We start from the raw sequence: 16780 nt of genomic DNA on the forward strand, positions 1-16780 counted from the left end.
CGCATCTCCCCTTTCTTATGATGACCGTTTCGCGTTCCATCGAATGACGAGCTTCTCAACTCCTGCGATGAGCCAGAAAAAGAGTAAGCTGAGCGTGACAATCATCAGAATAGCGACAAATTCGCGATCAGCGCGGAACGCCGATTTTTGCAAAATCATATAATAGCCCAGTCCAACGCCTCCACCAAGCCATTCGGCAATGACGGCCCCCATCACACTGTATGTAGCCGATATTTTGAGTCCTGTGAAGAGAAATGGCAAAGCATGCGGCAGCTCTAGTTTATAAAAGATTTGCCGTTTGCTGGCGCCGATCATCTGCATATAGTTGTACATGCTGCGGTCTGTTTGCATGAAGCCATCCAAGGTGGACATCGTGACAGGAAAGAAACAAACAAGTGAGATTAATAGAATTTTAGGTAAAATGCCAAAACCAAATAAAATGATAAGCAGCGGCCCCAGTGCAATGGTTGGGACATTTTGAGATAAAATAAGCAGCGGGTAAAAGCCAGCCTTTAAGGCAGGTACCCGATGTAAGCAGCTAGCAACAATCACGCCGCCTGTTACACCAGCACCAAACCCAATCAACATCAAACGAAGAGTGGCGAAAGTGTGCATCCAAACTCTGGGCATATCCGTAGTGCCGTCTTTCCATATTTTAAGCGGACTAGGAAGCAGCCAGCTTGCTGTACCTCCCCAAGTCACGGCAAGCTGCCATAAAAGCAGCAGAAGGATGACCACAACAATTGGTGGCCACCCCGCTTTGAACCAGCGATGCTGTTTCATTATCTGTATTTCTCCGTCAGCTTGTCCATAGAAGCACCCGACGGGTTGAAGTATATTTTCACCTGCGAAATTACGTTGGGGCTGCCCATCTCAATCATCGCGGCATTCATGTCTTGAATGATAGCCAGTAGTTGGTCGAGCTCCCCTTCCATCGTCGTCTCCAGCGGAGAAACGAAATATTTCACGCCAGACTTGGCAATGACTTCAATTGCACGATCTACATAGGGGATGACATCTTCATTGTTTTTCGTTTTCGGAATGATTTGAATACTGACAAGTGCATTAGCCACTATAAGTGCCTCCCTCAACAAATCATGTTATTTTGAGCTTTCCGGTAAGAATTTGTTCGTAAATGCAGCGTCTGCATCGATATTTTTCTCTAGCAGCTTATGATCTAGCATCCAGTTCGCATAATTTTCCCATACGGATTTTTTTTGTTCGCCCCAACGAGCAGCATCATCTTGATAACGTGGGCTGAGCCATTTTTGACTGGCGAGCACAAGTTTTTTATCTAGATCAGGAACCGCTTTGATCAAAATATTAGCAGCGTCCTCAGGCTTGCTGATCGCAAATTGATACCCTTTCGATGCTGCGGCCATGAAAGCTTTCACGAGCTCAGGCTTCTCTTTGATCATTTTCTCACTTGTCGCAAGAACCGGTGTATAGTAATCCAATTTATCCGAATATTTGTTCAAATAAATCATGTTCAGCGGCTCGCCGCGCAGCTCGGCATCTACACCTGTCCAAGCGTAGTAAATCCAAGCGAAATCAATATCCCGTTTCACGGCTGTGAAATAATCGGCATCACCGATGTTCACGATCTTCACTTTGCTCGGATCTGCTTTCTCGGATTGCATAAGCGAGTCGATCATCGCACTCTCTGACGGAGCACCCCAACCGCCATATGTTTTCCCCTCGAAATCCTTGGGTGATTTGATGTTCTTCGCTACCGGCGACGCAAAACCGGATGTGTTATGCTGAATCACCGCAGCAATGGAAACCAATGGCACACCTTGAATTCGTCCTTGCGTAATGCTTTCCTGATAACTGACACCGAACTCCGCAGCCCCTGAAGCGATCATCGCATCGGCTCCGCCTTCACCGGGAGCAATAATTTCTACATTTAGTCCCTCTTTTTCAAAAAAGCCCTGATCCTTTGCGACGTATAACCCCGTATGGTTCGTATTTGGCGTCCAGTCTAGAACGACCTTCACGTTCGTTAACGGCTTGGCCGTTTGTTTTGCCGGCTGTTCAGCCATCTTGTTGCCGCAACCAGCCAAGGCTACGGTTAAGCTAACTAGCATAAGTGGTGCAATTTTCTTCCATTTCATTCTTTGTTTCCCCTCTCCACATCTCTATTTAACCACAAGAAAAAGCCCCCGTTATCCGGGAGCGCCATGAGTAGAAAATGATAAACCCATTCGAAACAAATCGAATGAACGTGCATTTATGTGAGTTCTCTACGCTGGCATTACCCAGATCAGATTAACGGTGAGTGACAATGACGGTCACAATCTCAGCCTGACTTCTCAAGCTCCCGTGGGTTCTTATTGGTTTGTTAATACCATACCTCATGTTCGTACTTATTGCAAACAGAAATGATAACTACGTGACGGAATCAAGCGAAATAGACTGCAATTGTTGTACTTTGTACAACATCATTCTTCAATACCCTTGATCCAGTCCTTCATAATCCCTTAAAACAAGAAAAAACCACCATTCACCTTATGATAAATCCTAACTCCTACTAATCAACTAAGTAGCCATTCTTTCATCTGTGATCCCATTCGCTTCGCATCCTGATACCCAAGCTCATGCAGCGCTTCTAATTTCATTGGATCCTTTTCCATGCGGCCTACTACTACTTTGGACGAAGGCCTTATAACGATCGCACTTCCATCTGCTTCCATTCGTTTAATGGTTTCTAAGGTTCCATTATAGATTTCGCTTCGATTGACAAGTACATTTACTAGGCCGTTATAAGCCGGATAGAAGCTCTTAGCTAGCCACCGCTGTTTAAAAGGAGTCTTGCGATACCCTTGTTCTTTAGTCAGCACGATGACATGCTTTTTGTTCCCATCAGCGATAGACTTCTTCACCGGAATCGGATCCACTAAGCCACCGTCAAACAAGGTCCGACCTTCATAATGAATGGGTGTCGCTACAAATGGCAATGAGCTTGAAGCTTGAACAATTGGCATCGTTTGCTGCATGAGTTGATGCTTCGTATAATAAATGGGTTCACCCGTATGTGCATCGGTTGTACCAATGGCGAACTGCTGCGTAGAGCTATAGAAGGCATCGTAATCAAATGGTACCAACTTATTTGGCAACTCGTTGAATATGAAATCCATCCCAAATATGCTTTTATAACGGAATAAATTGCGATAGCTTAAATATCGGTGATCCCTAATGTAACCAATCGTTACTTTTTTATTACGCCCGGGTTGTTTGGAAATATACGAAACTGCGTTGCACGCACCAGCAGATACACCAACCACGTAAGGGAAATATAAATCTTGTTCCATAAAGTATTCCAAGACTCCAGCGGTGTATACACCTCGCATGCCTCCGCCTTCCAGTACGAGTCCAATTCCTTCCATGGTCACACCTTCTTTCTCTTTCTCTTTCTCTCTGTCTCTAGCCCCTTTCTAGCATACAGGAAATGTAAATTAAAAGAAATGCTCCTCCATCTCCGTAAAAGAGACAAAGAAGCAGATTTCATACCACTTTATTAGGAGGATTCAGGAATTACCCCTGATAATCCGCGTTTTTGGCGAATTTTACGGATGATCCATCCATTGGTTGGCGACAGTCGGAAAGCAATAACGAACTTGCCCCACTGCAGCAGCAAGTGCTGGATCGCAACAAATTATTATACTTTACAGGTAATTAATGCCGTTAACGCTGTTCCTTATAAAAATCTTTGATGACCAGGAACTCATCCAAATGCTTAATGAAGAGATCTACGATTACAGGATCGAAATGACGTCCGCTTTCCGTTTTAAGTAACTCCAAAACACGATCAAGCTCCCAAGCTTTTTTATAAACACGATCACTGCACAGAGCGTCGAAGACATCAGCTAATGCGGTTATACGACCATAGAGATGAATCTCATCGCCGCGAAGTCCTTGGGGATATCCAGATCCATCGTAACGCTCATGATGCTGCTGCGCGATGATAGCTGCGGCGTTTAAGACTTGCTTGTTCGAATGCTTGAGCATTTCATAACCCAGATTCGAATGAGTTTTCATAATGTCGAATTCTTCACTCGTGAGCGATCCAGGTTTATTTAAAATGGCATCAGGTATGCCAACCTTACCAACATCATGCATCGGCGAAGCCAAGCGAATGACTTCTGCTTCCTGCTCGGATAATCCATATTTAATGGCCAGTAAACGGGAGTATTCGGCGACTCTTTTCACATGGTGTCCCGTTTCCTTGGATCTCGTTTCCGTGATTTCACCCATCGTATAAATAATTTCTTGCTGTGTACTTTCCAGCTCTTCATTTAAATAAATATTTTCAAATGCCACAGAAACATTCGCACAATAAATATCGACTAAATAATGCTCCCACTCGCTGAGTGCTTTGAATCCATTCATATAAATGACATTTTCCATCCCCATCTTACTTTGAAAATAAATCACAAAGCGATCTGATGCGAAGCTGCTTTTTTTGGAATGAAAGGCATGTTCAATCTCTTCGAGCACATCGGAAGGAACAACATCCCTTGCTCGTTCATCTTGATTGGATGCATAATCCCCGCTCGCAGCTAGGATATAAATATCTTCAACACCTTTGGTAACAGCAAAGCTGCAATGAAGCGCATTTTTATGTAAATTAACGATCGATGTCATTTGAGTTAAAACACCGGAAGCGAATTTCTTCATAGATTGCAGCTCGAATAACGAAGCAGCTGACTTTATAATCTCCTCCAAGCCCGATCTGCTTTTCTCAATTGTTTTAATATCACGATAGGAACGCAGCGCCGTAACTACAGTAGTGAACAGCTTCTGAGTTGTGAGCTCCGTCTTTTCTTTATAATCATTTATGTCGTAATCCATAATGACCGTGCGTTCAGGTGCTTGACCTGGCTGACCTGTACGCAAAATTATACGTATAGCCTGATTATTCAATTCTTCGCGTATGTACTTCACAATTTGCAGCCCCGCATCATCTTGCTCCATGACAACATCCAAAAGTACTAAGGCGGCATTCGATTGTTGTTTCAATAGCTGTTTGGCTTCTAAAGCCGAATAAGCACTATGGAATTCCAGCTTCTTTCCATTAAATTCGAAATCTTGAAGAACCATTTTCGTCACTTGATGGATTTGTTTCTCATCATCAACAATGAGCACGACCCAAGGGTCTTGTTCGATCGTAACTTCGTTAGCTGAATCGGTCTCTTCTTCCTCAGCAAAAAGAAGCTCATCCTGGTCCATTAACCCATCTTGTACTGTCATTGCTCGGCTTCCTCCTCTTTCGGAATCGTAATCGTAAATAAACTTCCTTGTCCCAAGGTACTAGAACCATCGATGGTTCCATTCAGTGATTGAGTAACGAGATTATAGACAATATTCATCCCTAACCCGGTTCCGCCTTTGCCGCGGCTCGTCGTGAAGAAAGGATCAAAAATTTGATCAAGAACTTCTTGCGTCATTCCTTTACCGTCATCCGTATAGGCAAGGATGATATAGTCTCGATGATCTTCAACACGTATGGTCAAACTGCCTTCTTCCTCTGACGTATAGGCATGGTTCAAAGAATTCATAACTAAATTCGTAATAATCTGTGATAAAGCACCAGGATAAGTGTAAAGCGTCAGCTCATTATCGCAATATACATCTACTCGGAGCCTTGTTTTCTTGAGAGTAGGTTTCAAGCTTGAGATGATGCCCTCTAAGTACTCCTTCAAATGAAAGGTGCGCTTGACTTCAACGCTTTGATCAACAGAAATTTGTTTAAAACTGCGAACCAAGGAAGAAGCGCGTTCCAAATTGGACTGCACCATAGTATTCGTTTCTTGGGTAATGGATAGGAACTGTTCAAGGTCAGACTTTTTCATTTTCCCTGTCTCATACAAGCTCTTAAATTCCTTCGTCTTTTGATCCAAATAACTAATTGCTGTAACACCGATTCCGATTGGTGTATTGATTTCGTGTGAAACCCCGGCAACCAGATTACCCAAAGCTCCCATTTTCTCCGATTGGACAAGGTGGTCCTGTGTCACCTGCAGCGTATTTAGCACCTGTTGAAGCTCGTGGTAGCGCTCATCCAAATTTTTGACCATGTCATTAAAAGCTTCTGACACCTCAGCGATTTCAGGAGAAGCTTTGAACTGCAGCTTAGGAAGGTCTCCTCCTTGCTTCACAATAAGCGCGGCTTCACGAAGCCGGCTTAACGGACGAATAACAATCCTTCGCAAAATAAGCCACAGCAATGTTGACATAACAAAAGCAACACTAAAGCCCACAATCAGAATAAGTTTCGTTCTCTTTGTCAGCAGCGCGGCTTCCTCGGATGAATCAAAAATAACTTCTACCGCACCTACAACATGGCCATCCTCCTGAAGTGGTGCCGTCAGACGGACAACCGGTTTATCTGTTTGCGCCATTGGCACGCGGTTAACAATGGTTTGATCCTGTTTAGGAATGACTACCCCTGAAACAGGCATATGAGTACCGACTTCAGATCGATTGGAAGCCGCAAGAATAACGCCTTGCTTATCGTATAATTTCATCTCGAGAACACGCGTATTTTTATATTGAATATAGTCAAATATTTGCTGTACATCGGTAACGGAACGAGATTCTTCATAGCGTCCATTGATGGCAATTGTCATACCGCTTATTTGACTTACATAGGCTTCTCGAATGGATTGATTTAAACTTATGGTATCGAAGATCAACATCGTAGAGAGCATACTCACCGTAACAGCCGTTACGACGAAGACAATTCTTTTCTGTAAGCTCAATCTCTTTTTAAGAAATGGCATGGGATGCTCCTACTTCACTTCAAACGTGATCGTCTTGCTTACATCGTAAGGCGTGTGATCGTTATTATGTAAGGAAACTTTTAATTCGTGAGGACCTTTGCTTAAATGTTCATATTTTTTTTCAGTGGTCGTCATGACTTCTTTTTCTGCTTTGTCCAAGGAAACATGCACGTGCCCTTCTCCTTGCTTGCGCTGTTGATCATAATGCTCTTTGGAAAGCTTAAGGTCCGTTGTAATTCGAAGGGTTGCTGCATCTCCAATAACAGTGATACTTGCCTCTAAGGTAGGCGTGAACGAATTTGCTGGTGTCGTATTGGTTTTGGATGATCCACATCCGGTAATACTTAATGTAACAGCTGCAATTATGCAAAAACCTTTCCATGTTCTCATCGTTTCATCCCCTATTTAGCACCTAATTGTCTAATCATGTCAAAAAAAAGCTATCTTCTCTAGCTTATGAATATTCAAGCGGTTTGTCCACTTTTATTTTGGAAACAATAACCTTTTCTTTAATTGATTTTGTATTCGAAATTTTCTGACTTTTCATGTCGAAATATCATAACTGCGCTCACATTTTGCGCTTCCCCAGGAAATAATTTCATTTCCCAAACGAAGAATGATTTCCTTGGCTTTGGAGCAATGTAGTAAAGTCACTGTTCTATTTAAAAAATCAACTACTATTATCCTTAGGAGGCTCTTCCCTATGACAGACACCCGTGAGTTTTCGCGGCAGGTTCAACACGCCATTGACACAGCAGATCATGCTATACTCCAAGCTCAGGACGCTGAGCATCAGCTGCAAGTAGCCATTACACAGGCCAACCCTCGATCTATACAATCTGCAAATGCAGCTCTTACAGAGGCTAAGCATCAAGTTCATGAAGCACATGAGCAGCTTCAAACTTTTAATAATGATGAATATGGGCAGCAAATAAAACAAACCATGGAACAATTGGCGCAAGCTTCTCAAGATATCGAGGCCAATCAAGAGAAGTTCCATACCCCGAAGCAAATTCGATAAGGCAATAATTTAGGCAAAAGGTGATCGAAATTCGATCGCTTTTTCTTTTTATATGAACATTATGTTAAACTACGAAAGAAGGTTTTCAAGTTATTTGGGGAGGCACTACATTTCATGCTCGTTATCGGAATTGCCGGTGGTACCGGTTCAGGAAAAACTACAGTAGCACGATCTATCATTACTAAGCTAGGATCCACGAACGTGACCTTAATTTCACAAGATAATTATTATCTTCATCATAGTGGTCTTACTTTAGAAGAACGGGAACGTATTAATTATGATCATCCCCGTGCCTTCGAAAACGCCTTGCTTCTTAAGCATTTAAATGAACTGAAAAGCGGCAATGCCGTTGACATTCCGGTATATGATTTCTCACAGCATGCTCGCTCAGAAGAAACAATTCGCATCGAGGTAAAGCCGATTGTACTGCTCGAAGGCATTCATGTCTTAACAGACGAAGAGCTGCGCGGCGCATTGAACATCAAAGTGTTCGTTGATACTGACCCGGACGTACGTATTCTGCGCCGACTGTCCAGAGATATTAATGAACGGGGACGTACGCTGCAATCTGTTTTCGATCAATATTTGACGACCGTTAAGCCGATGCATGATGCCTTTATTGAGCCTTCCAAGAAATATGCTGATATTATTATTCCTGAGGGCGGAGAAAATCAAATCGGAATTTCTATGCTGACTATTTTGACAGAGCGGTATATGACCGATCAAGCAGCCAGCTATGAAATAGGCTAAATGACGGGCAAATGAAAAAAGGACACCAACCTTGTTTAAGGTTAGTGTCCTTTTTCATACCGATTGACGCCGAAAAGTAAACCCAGATAGGGCAAATAAGACATAGATAAAACTTATCAAGAAAAAAATACTGGCTGTGCTAATATAACGTATCGCTAACCCTCCCATTAAAGGGCCCGCTATACTTCCTAAGCTATACTGGATAGATGCAAGTACATTCGCAGTAGGTACTAAATGTCTGGGCAGTATGTCTGCTGCGTAGGCCAAACCTAATGAGAAAAACGAACCCACCATGCCACCGGCAATGCCGAGACAGAGACCAATCAACCAAAGATTTGAGCCTGCGAACGGAATACATAGAAATGCAATGGAGCCAATGAGGCCACTCGCAATAAGGATATTTCTTCGTCCTACACGATCACTCCAAATCCCTAGCGGCAGCTGCATAATGAGTCCCCCTACCCCCATAATGGGCAGCAGAACACCAATATTAGATTCCGAGAGACCTGCACGCAGTCCATAAATCGGAAAGTTGCTGTTCATCGAGGCTTCCATATAGCCATAGAGCAAGGAGGTAATGAGTGGAAACCAAGCAATAGCCAACACTTTTGAAGCACGTTTGTGCACAGCCTCCACTTTGTCCAATTGTTCTGGCTTCTCATTAGTCAGCTGCATCACAAGTGTAAGAACGATTAAAAAGAAAGAGCTGGTCGTTAAAAATGGAACCCAACTACCAGCTTTAAGCAAGGTAATTCCTGTAGGTCCTAAGCTAAAACCAACGCCATAAGCCATGCCATATAAAGAGATATTACGTCCCCTGCGCTCTTTAGGGCTTGATGTAACAATCCATAACTGTGTCGCATAATGCAGGGCGCTATCCCCTATCCCCACAAGCAAACGAAGCACAAACCAGAAGCCAATCTGCTGCCATAACGGGAACAAACATGTTGCCAGGATGACCAGTCCCATCCCGACCATGATCACTGGTTTATATCCGTATCTTCGCACAGGTCTCTCTATGAAGAACACCGAGGAAAAAATACCAATATAAAGCGCTGCAGCATTCAGACCATTCGCTTCCGTTGAGACGCCCGAACGATCCAAAAGGATCGTTAACAGCGGCAGGAGCATACCTTGACTCATTCCTGCCACGATAACGACCATAATTAATATCATTAATTTGTTGTTCGAGATCCGTTGTTTAAGAGTCATTGCCAAAATCCACAGCTTCCCATCTCTCCGCGTATTCATTCAGCTTACCATGGAGAGGGACATGGAATTGGTTGATGATAACGAGTCTTACTTTTTTTATCCATTCCTTGAAGGAAGGATAGGTAACGAATAGATTCGCATAGCGATCACTCATACACACGAAATGAGGTCCGGGCGATTTATCGGTCAAAAATTTCAAAGATGTATCTATCGGTGTGTATTTCTTGCGCTTCCCTTCCCACTTATCCAGTTCCAATTGAAGGGTGGAATCCACATGTTCCAGAAGGCTTTCCAAATGCTTCACACGAGTATAGTAGGGCTGCTGACTACGTATGTCCATTCTCCGAAGCGTTTCCTCATGCTGGGGATAAAAGATGGCTCGAACAAACTTTCTTTCCTCCGCCCATCTGGTAAAAGCTTGCAGCTCTGTCTCCGTCCAGTCCTCAAACGTTTCAAATAATAAGACGGTTCCTTTATGAGTTTCCGCCGGAGGTTCGTATCCGAATGGTACTTTAATCTGATCTCTTGCCATTGCGTCCTCCTCTAGTTGTCATTGCTTTTTTACTGTTTTGCCTTGTTATATATTGTAGCATACCCTACTATGTTCCACGAAATCATCGCCATTATTGGCTTAAGAACGCCTGTTGCGATATAATTTGTAAGTACCTATATTCAATTAAGGGAGACCTATAGAATGAGAGATCCAAGACTTCAAACTTTTGCCCGAAATATAATCCGTTATTCCGTTAGCCTTCAGCCTGGTGAGAACATACTGTTTGAAATGATTGGAGTCAAAGACCCCGAACTCGCCAAATGCTTCATTGAAGAAGTGCATGCCGTAGGCGGTAAACCTTTCATCGAGATGCGTGATCCAGCAATTCTGAGAAGCTTGCAGATGACTGGTACACAAGAGCTATTTACCCAATGGTCCGAATTTGAGCTTGCGCGGATGAAGCAGATGGATGCTTATGTGGCTGTCCGCAGTGGTGATAATATTACGGAATCTTCCGATGTACCCGATGAGCAAATGAGACTCTATTTGAAATACTTCCAACGTCCTCTCTTCGACGAACGCATTAATAATACGAAATGGTGCGTCATGCGTTATCCGAATCCGTCTATGGCTCAACTAGCTGGCAAAAGCACCGAGGCTTTCGAAGATTTCTACTTCAATGTATGTAATCTCGATTACAGCAAAATGGCAGTCGCTATGGAATCGCTTGTTGATCTTATGAACCGTACAGACCGCGTTCGTCTTGTTGCCAAAGGGACCGATGTTAGCTTCTCCATCAAAAATATTGGCGCCGTGCCTTGCTCTGGTAAAAGAAATATTCCTGACGGCGAAGTATACACAGCACCTGTGAAGGACTCCGTTAATGGTGTAATCAGCTATAACACACCTACGATTTATTCAGGGACTTCTTTTGAAAACATCGTATTACGATTCGAAAATGGCCGTATTGTTGAAGCTACAAGCAATGACACTAAGAAATTGAATGATATCTTGGACACGGATGACGGCGCTCGATATATCGGCGAATTCGCAATTGGTGTGAATCCGTACATCCAGCATCCAATGAAAGATATTTTATTCGATGAGAAGATTGATGGCAGCATTCATTTCACTCCAGGTCAAGCTTATGAGACAGCGGATAATACGAACCGCTCATCTGTTCACTGGGATATGGTGCTTATCCAGCGTCCCGAATATGGTGGCGGCGAAATCTACTTTGACGATGTTCTTATTCGCAAAGACGGACGCTTCGTCATCCCAGAACTGGAAAAACTCAACCCAGAAAACTTAATGTAGTTCATTAAAAAAAGCAGCTGTCGCTTCCGAATTATCTTCGGTATGCCTTGGCTGCTTTTTTCATGAGATTCGCAGGATATAATAGCTAATGCCATTAACAAAACGTGATTAACCAAGCCAATGAAATACTTGTTCAGGCGATTGATCAAGGGATGGCAGTTTACTTGGAATGAGCAATATCGTATCCTTCACTTGTTCATTATTAATCACAGCCCATTTGGCCGGATTTATTTGAACCTCTGTGCCCTTAGGAACAAACTGAAATAATTGCTGCACATCCGGATTCGTTAGACGTATGCAGCCCAATGATTGATCCCTGCCAATCGAGCTCTCATCAAATGTCCCATGAAGCGCGATCGCTCCAAGTCCCAAGCCGGCTTCCCCATACACCTGTGCATGTTTCCCTTTGGGCTGCTGCACTCGATCCATAACCCGAAATTCTCCTTGTGGTGTGCTACCATTGGCGCCAAGACCAATATCTTTTACCCACAGTAAGTAGCTGCCGCTAACTAGTTTCAATTGATGTTCAGCCTTGTTGATTTCGATATGCAAAGGCTCATAGGGGGCTCGACCAACGCCTGCTACATTCGCATAAAACATCTGCTCGACATCAGCCGCGTCGAACTGATAGACCCACCCTCCTCGCCCGTTAAACTCCGTGGAAATGTCATTGGAACCTGTGACCGCTTCTAATGGAATAAAGCTCAAATAATTATTCGGATAATCTTGCAGGAGCGCATTCAGATTAACAGGAGCCTTTCCATAATCTTTGCGGTACGATTCCAAAGCTGTACGAACTAAATTAGCACCAATCGCACTAAGCGGTTGGTGCTTTTCAAATTCGGCATTCAGAAAGCGAATTCGTACAGTTCGATCCGTCGCGGGATGATATTGCGCGATAACGATGGCGCCTTTCGTCAACTCTTCATTTGTGAGAAGCATCGTTTTCCCTTTGTTTACATGATCTTGTGAAAAGATGCCATAAATTAGAATACTGGAATTCGGCATCTCTTTGGCTAATTCCAGAGCCTGTTTATGCAGCGCTGTTTCAATATCTTCATTTTTGGTGTCAGGGTCAAGGTACATGATAAATGGGACATCCACTGTCTCATATGTAACATCACTTCCAACGCCCCAGACTTTCATTTTCGAAATCGCTTTATAAATCGGGGCATCGCCAACAAACAAAAAGACCAACATCAAATTAAGTACAAAGAGCACGATAAGCATTGTTTTCATAAATGGGGGTAATAGCCGCTTCTCCGCCTCTGGGAAAGCCTTTTGCATACTAGCTGCATGTTCCGCTTGTTGTTGATCTAATTCATGAAGGGCTCGATTTGCAGCGGAATAGAATGGCGATGGATACGTTCGAAGTACCTCTTTGTAATGAAAAATCGCCCTTTTCATATTCCCTTTTAATTGAAACTTTTGTCCGATCTTATAATGAGCTTCCGGGGAATTAGCGTCAATATATCGGATCACTTTCTCATAATATTGAGGATCAGAAGGACTTATGAACAAGTTCTTATGCAGATGAATCAGATTATCGTCAAGATGGTTACGAAATCGTTGGCTTCTGCGAATCATTCGGCTCCTCTCCGTTCAATAGAATAGCTTGTCCATTCTAGTTGAATGATACAATTAGTATCTCTGATACATAATGTATCACGCGAATGTTAGAAAGACAACTATTTATTACCTTTTACCTATCTGAATGAACGATAATCATTTAGCAAAAGCTGAATCGACGGAGGTGATAAATCATGAGTGGAAGAAATAGTAAGCCCAAGAACAATGGTCCCTCAGGCAGCCCTTCTCGCTTAGATCAATTCGGAGAAAAAGCAGTACAACAAGAGAAACGAGAAGCAAAGGAACGTAACAAGCCGACGTGCTAGAGGTCTTCAATTCCTCGTCTAAGCTGCCATCTTCAGTGGTTTTAGGTTGGTTCGCTGCCTGTAAGGTTGTTTTTCATCGTTATGGAGTCTATTCCAGCTGCTCCATGTACTTTAACGATGAAATTCATCATCTCAGCTGCGACTTTCGGAGAATTGGGCTGATTCGGCGTTAATAAGCATGTTTTTCATCGTTATGGAGTCAATTCCAGCTGCTCAATGTGCTTTAACTATGAAATTCATCGTCTCAGCTGGCATCTTCTAAGTTTCTAAACTGCCTCCTGCGAGGCACCGCAGCAACCCGAGACAATACAAAAAAAGACGTTCCCACCACGTGAAGCTTGGTGAGAACGTCTTTCCTATTATCTTAATGTGCGACTTGATTATAAGTCATAATCCAAATCGAACCTGCTACGATCGTTAGCAAAATGACAAGCCCAAAGATCAGCGCCATGATATTCCAGCGTGCGTTCTCGCCCTCTTTCACATGCATAAAGAAGAACAATTGAACACCGAATTGCAGAACAGCCATAATGAGGATCAAAACGATTGTGCCTGTTTTGCTCAACATATGATTCATGACCGCTACGAGTGGTATGATGGTCAGAATGATCGAGAGCGCAAAGCCAATGATATAAGATTTCAATGAACCATGAGCATCATGGTTTTCATGTGAACCTGTATGCGGTTGACTCATCTTACATCACCCCCATTAAATAGACGACTGTAAATACAAAGATCCAAACAACGTCAAGGAAATGCCAGTACAAGGAAATGACAGCCACTTTCCGTTTGGTTACTGCTGTGATGCCGCGGCGTTTCAGCTGCAGCATTAAGCCGATCATCCAGATCAATCCAACCGAAACGTGCAAACCGTGTGTTCCTACTAATGCAAAGAAAGCTGATAAAAATGCGCTCGTACTAATGGTTGCACCCTCATGATTAACCATGTTAATGAATTCATTCAGCTCGAGTCCAACGAATGACGCTCCCAGAAGCACCGTAACGGCGAGCCAGCCGATTAACTGCTTCATGTTCCCTTTGTGCATACCAAGCACAGCTAGACCGCTTGTAAAGCTGCTAGTAAGCAAGATAAAGGTTTCCGCAATGATACCCGGCATTTTGAACAATTCTTCCGGCGTTGGTCCCCCGTTTGTATTTTGATGAAGAACCATATACGTAGCAAATAGAGATCCAAATAAGATACAGTCCGTGATTAGGAATATCCAGAATCCGAACGTTTTGAGCGATTCGTGATCATGTTCATGATCGTGTTCGTGGGCGTGATGCCCACCTTGCGCGGCTGCATGTGCCATTATACTTTCGCCCCTTTCAATGCGGCTTCCGTACGTTTCACTTCATCAACAGGAATATAATAATCCGTATCATAGCTGAACGAACGTGCAATCATACTGATCGCGACACCGATTAAGGCCGGAATCGTCAGCCACATCCAATCGAATACAAAACCAAATCCTGCGAAAAACCATAAAGCAGACATTATGAATGGAATGGAAGAATTCTTAGGCATATGAATCGGTTCATATACGATCTTGTCTGGTTGCTTAGCGGATGATCCTTGCGTCATCAGTTTTTGTTCCCACCATGCATCTGCCTCGCTTGCTACGGGCAATACGGCAAAGTTATATATCGGAGCTGGCGAAGGAATCGACCACTCTAATGTGCGGCCATCCCAAGGATCCCCGGATACATCCGGTTCTCTGAATTTAATGGAGTGGGCAATTTGCCATACTTGGAAAATGAACCCGATACCCATAAGGAAACCACCAACTGTTGACACAAGATTCAGCGGTCCCCAGCCCATATCGAAATCGTACGTGTACGTACGACGCGTCATACCATCTAAGCCTAAGAAATATTGTGGCATGAAACAAACATAGAATCCAATGTTCCACAGCCAGAATGCCCATTTACCTAGGTGTTCGTTCAGCTTAAAGCCAAACATTTTAGGCCACCAGTAGTAAAGTCCAGCAAAGTAACCAAAAGCTACACCGCCAATTAAAACTTGATGGAAATGTGCAATCAGGAAGTAGCTATTATGGAATTGGAAATCTGCAGGGGCAACAGATAATAATACCCCTGTCATACCCCCAACAACGAAACATGGAATGAAGGCAATCGTCCACATCATCGGTGTCGTAAAACGAATTTTCCCGCGGAACATGGTGAATAACCAGTTAAATACTTTCGCCCCAGTAGGGATTGCAATCAACATCGTACTAATGGCGAAAAAGGCGTTAACATTCGCGCCGGACCCCATTGTAAAGAAGTGATGCGCCCATGTGAAGAAGGACAATAAACTAATAATCAGCATGGCGAATACCATTGATTTGTAACCAAACAATTTCTTTTTGGAGAAGGTAGCAACAACTTCCGAAAAAATCCCGAAAGCCGGAACGACAACAATGTAGACCTCAGGGTGACCCCACATCCAGATCAAGTTGATGTACATCATCGGATTCCCGCCGCCATCGAGCGTGAAGAAATGGGCGCCAAGGAAACGATCAAGGAATAATAAGGCTAACGTCACTGTAAGGATCGGGAAAGCAAAGATAATCATAATACAACTTGAAAATACGGACCAAGTAAACATCGGCATCTTCATCAACTTCATGCCAGGCGCTCGCATTTTCAAAATAGTCACGATAAAGTTAATCCCTGTTGCCAAACTACCGATACCGGATATTTGAATCCCCCAGATATAGAAGTTCTGGCCAACACCAGGGCTGTGAGACATTTCCGAAAGCGGCGGATAGCTAAGCCATCCTGCATCCGGTGATCCACCGATGACGAACGACACGTTGAAAAGCATAGCTCCCCAGAAGAACATCCAGAAGCTAAGTGAGTTCAAGAACGGATAAGCGACGTCTCGAGCTCCAATTTGCAGTGGGACAACAATATTAAATAGACCGAACATCAAAGGCATTGCCATGAATAAAATCATGATTACGCCATGCGTTGTGAAGATTTGATTATAGTGCTCCGGTTGCAGAAATTCGCTATTTGGCATTGCAAGCTGTACACGCATTAGAAGCGCATCCACGCCGCCGCGGAACAGCATCATGATCGAACAAATGATGTACATGATCCCGATACGTTTATGGTCAACACTTGTTAACCATTCACGCCAAAGCCAGCCCCATTTTCTGAAATAGGATAATACGAATATCATAGCGATCATCGAGAGTCCGATACTAACCTGAGCGCCCAGGATGAGTGGATCGCCAGTTACGAAAAACTCTGATGCGAATTGCTTTATTTTATCCAACATGAGCAGATCTCCCTTTCTCAA

Annotated in this window: 18 protein-coding genes; 5 read left to right on the plus strand and 13 right to left on the minus strand. The window is 43.5% G+C overall.

The features are described from left to right. Positions 1–15: 15 nt before the first annotated feature. The 4 genes from NYR53_RS19235 to NYR53_RS19250 form a co-directional block, all read right to left on the minus strand. Positions 16–783, minus strand: coding sequence for an ABC transporter permease (locus tag NYR53_RS19235; RefSeq protein ID WP_261300846.1), 768 nt, complete (start codon positions 781–783; stop codon positions 16–18). After that, positions 783–1073, minus strand: coding sequence for a thiamine-binding protein (locus tag NYR53_RS19240; RefSeq protein ID WP_029194191.1), 291 nt, complete (start codon positions 1071–1073; stop codon positions 783–785). Before NYR53_RS19240 ends, NYR53_RS19235 begins: the two co-directional genes overlap by 1 nt. A gap of 27 nt (positions 1074–1100) precedes the next feature. Further along, positions 1101–2114, minus strand: a complete 1014-nt coding sequence (locus NYR53_RS19245) for an ABC transporter substrate-binding protein (RefSeq protein ID WP_261300847.1) — start codon at positions 2112–2114, stop codon at positions 1101–1103. Positions 2115–2534: 420 nt separating this feature from the next. Continuing rightward, positions 2535–3386 carry a patatin-like phospholipase family protein gene (locus tag NYR53_RS19250; RefSeq protein WP_261300848.1) on the minus strand — a complete coding sequence of 284 codons (852 nt, stop codon included), beginning with the start codon at positions 3384–3386 and terminating at the stop codon, positions 2535–2537. Positions 3387–3556: 170 nt separating this feature from the next. Here NYR53_RS19250 and NYR53_RS19255 point away from each other — a divergent pair, with 170 nt between their 5' ends. Further along, positions 3557–3679, plus strand: a complete 123-nt coding sequence (locus tag NYR53_RS19255; RefSeq protein ID WP_261300849.1) for a hypothetical protein — start codon at positions 3557–3559, stop codon at positions 3677–3679. A gap of 5 nt (positions 3680–3684) precedes the next feature. Here the strand turns inward: NYR53_RS19255 and NYR53_RS19260 are convergent, their stop codons facing one another. The 3 genes from NYR53_RS19260 to NYR53_RS19270 are packed head-to-tail and all read right to left on the minus strand — an operon-like array spanning position 3685 to position 7172. Then, positions 3685–5250, minus strand: a complete 1566-nt coding sequence (locus tag NYR53_RS19260; RefSeq protein ID WP_261300850.1) for a DUF3369 domain-containing protein — start codon at positions 5248–5250, stop codon at positions 3685–3687. Next, complete coding sequence (locus NYR53_RS19265; RefSeq protein WP_261300851.1) at positions 5247–6782, minus strand: sensor histidine kinase; 1536 nt, start codon at positions 6780–6782, stop codon at positions 5247–5249. The genes NYR53_RS19260 and NYR53_RS19265 overlap by 4 nt, the downstream gene beginning before the upstream one ends. Positions 6783–6791: 9 nt before the next feature. After that, complete coding sequence (locus tag NYR53_RS19270) at positions 6792–7172, minus strand: hypothetical protein (RefSeq protein WP_261300852.1); 381 nt, start codon at positions 7170–7172, stop codon at positions 6792–6794. 313 nt (positions 7173–7485) lie between these two features. Between NYR53_RS19270 and NYR53_RS19275 the strand changes: the two genes are divergently transcribed. Continuing rightward, complete coding sequence (locus NYR53_RS19275) at positions 7486–7803, plus strand: hypothetical protein (protein ID WP_261300853.1); 318 nt, start codon at positions 7486–7488, stop codon at positions 7801–7803. A gap of 114 nt (positions 7804–7917) precedes the next feature. Further along, positions 7918–8553, plus strand: coding sequence for a uridine kinase (udk, locus tag NYR53_RS19280; RefSeq protein WP_261300854.1), 636 nt, complete (start codon positions 7918–7920; stop codon positions 8551–8553). A gap of 54 nt (positions 8554–8607) precedes the next feature. Here udk and NYR53_RS19285 read toward each other — a convergent pair whose 3' ends face one another. Then, on the minus strand, positions 8608–9765 hold the full coding sequence (locus tag NYR53_RS19285) for an MFS transporter (protein WP_261300855.1): 1158 nt from the start codon (positions 9763–9765) through the stop codon (positions 8608–8610). Next, a complete protein-coding gene (locus NYR53_RS19290; protein ID WP_261300856.1) occupies positions 9755–10297 on the minus strand; it encodes a hypothetical protein in 543 nt (180 codons plus the stop codon). Before NYR53_RS19290 ends, NYR53_RS19285 begins: the two co-directional genes overlap by 11 nt. Positions 10298–10459: 162 nt before the next feature. On the opposite strand from NYR53_RS19290, the gene NYR53_RS19295 reads away from it, so the two are divergent. Beyond that, the gene (locus NYR53_RS19295; protein WP_261300857.1) at positions 10460–11575 is read left to right on the plus strand and encodes an aminopeptidase; all 1116 of its coding nucleotides are present in this window, start codon (positions 10460–10462) and stop codon (positions 11573–11575) included. A 108-nt stretch (positions 11576–11683) separates the two neighbouring features. On the opposite strand, the gene NYR53_RS19300 is transcribed toward NYR53_RS19295, so the two are convergent. Next, positions 11684–13162, minus strand: a complete 1479-nt coding sequence (locus tag NYR53_RS19300) for a L,D-transpeptidase (RefSeq protein ID WP_261300858.1) — start codon at positions 13160–13162, stop codon at positions 11684–11686. Between the two features lie 176 nt (positions 13163–13338). On the opposite strand from NYR53_RS19300, the gene NYR53_RS19305 reads away from it, so the two are divergent. Beyond that, positions 13339–13470 carry a hypothetical protein gene (locus NYR53_RS19305; protein ID WP_261300859.1) on the plus strand — a complete coding sequence of 44 codons (132 nt, stop codon included), beginning with the start codon at positions 13339–13341 and terminating at the stop codon, positions 13468–13470. Between the two features lie 364 nt (positions 13471–13834). Here the strand turns inward: NYR53_RS19305 and cyoD are convergent, their stop codons facing one another. Genes cyoD through NYR53_RS19320 form a run of 3 tightly spaced genes read right to left on the minus strand, consistent with a single transcriptional unit; the run spans position 13835 to position 16759 of the window. Next, a complete protein-coding gene (cyoD, locus tag NYR53_RS19310) occupies positions 13835–14164 on the minus strand; it encodes a cytochrome o ubiquinol oxidase subunit IV (RefSeq protein ID WP_047677705.1) in 330 nt (109 codons plus the stop codon). Position 14165: 1 nt separating this feature from the next. After that, a complete protein-coding gene (cyoC, locus tag NYR53_RS19315; RefSeq protein WP_056836930.1) occupies positions 14166–14783 on the minus strand; it encodes a cytochrome o ubiquinol oxidase subunit III in 618 nt (205 codons plus the stop codon). After that, the gene (locus NYR53_RS19320; RefSeq protein ID WP_261300860.1) at positions 14783–16759 is read right to left on the minus strand and encodes a cbb3-type cytochrome c oxidase subunit I; all 1977 of its coding nucleotides are present in this window, start codon (positions 16757–16759) and stop codon (positions 14783–14785) included. The genes cyoC and NYR53_RS19320 overlap by 1 nt, the downstream gene beginning before the upstream one ends. Between the last annotated feature and the right edge of the window lie 21 nt (positions 16760–16780).

This window comes from Paenibacillus andongensis, assembly GCF_025369935.1.
In the GTDB taxonomy this organism is placed as follows: domain Bacteria; phylum Bacillota; class Bacilli; order Paenibacillales; family NBRC-103111; genus Paenibacillus_E; species Paenibacillus_E andongensis.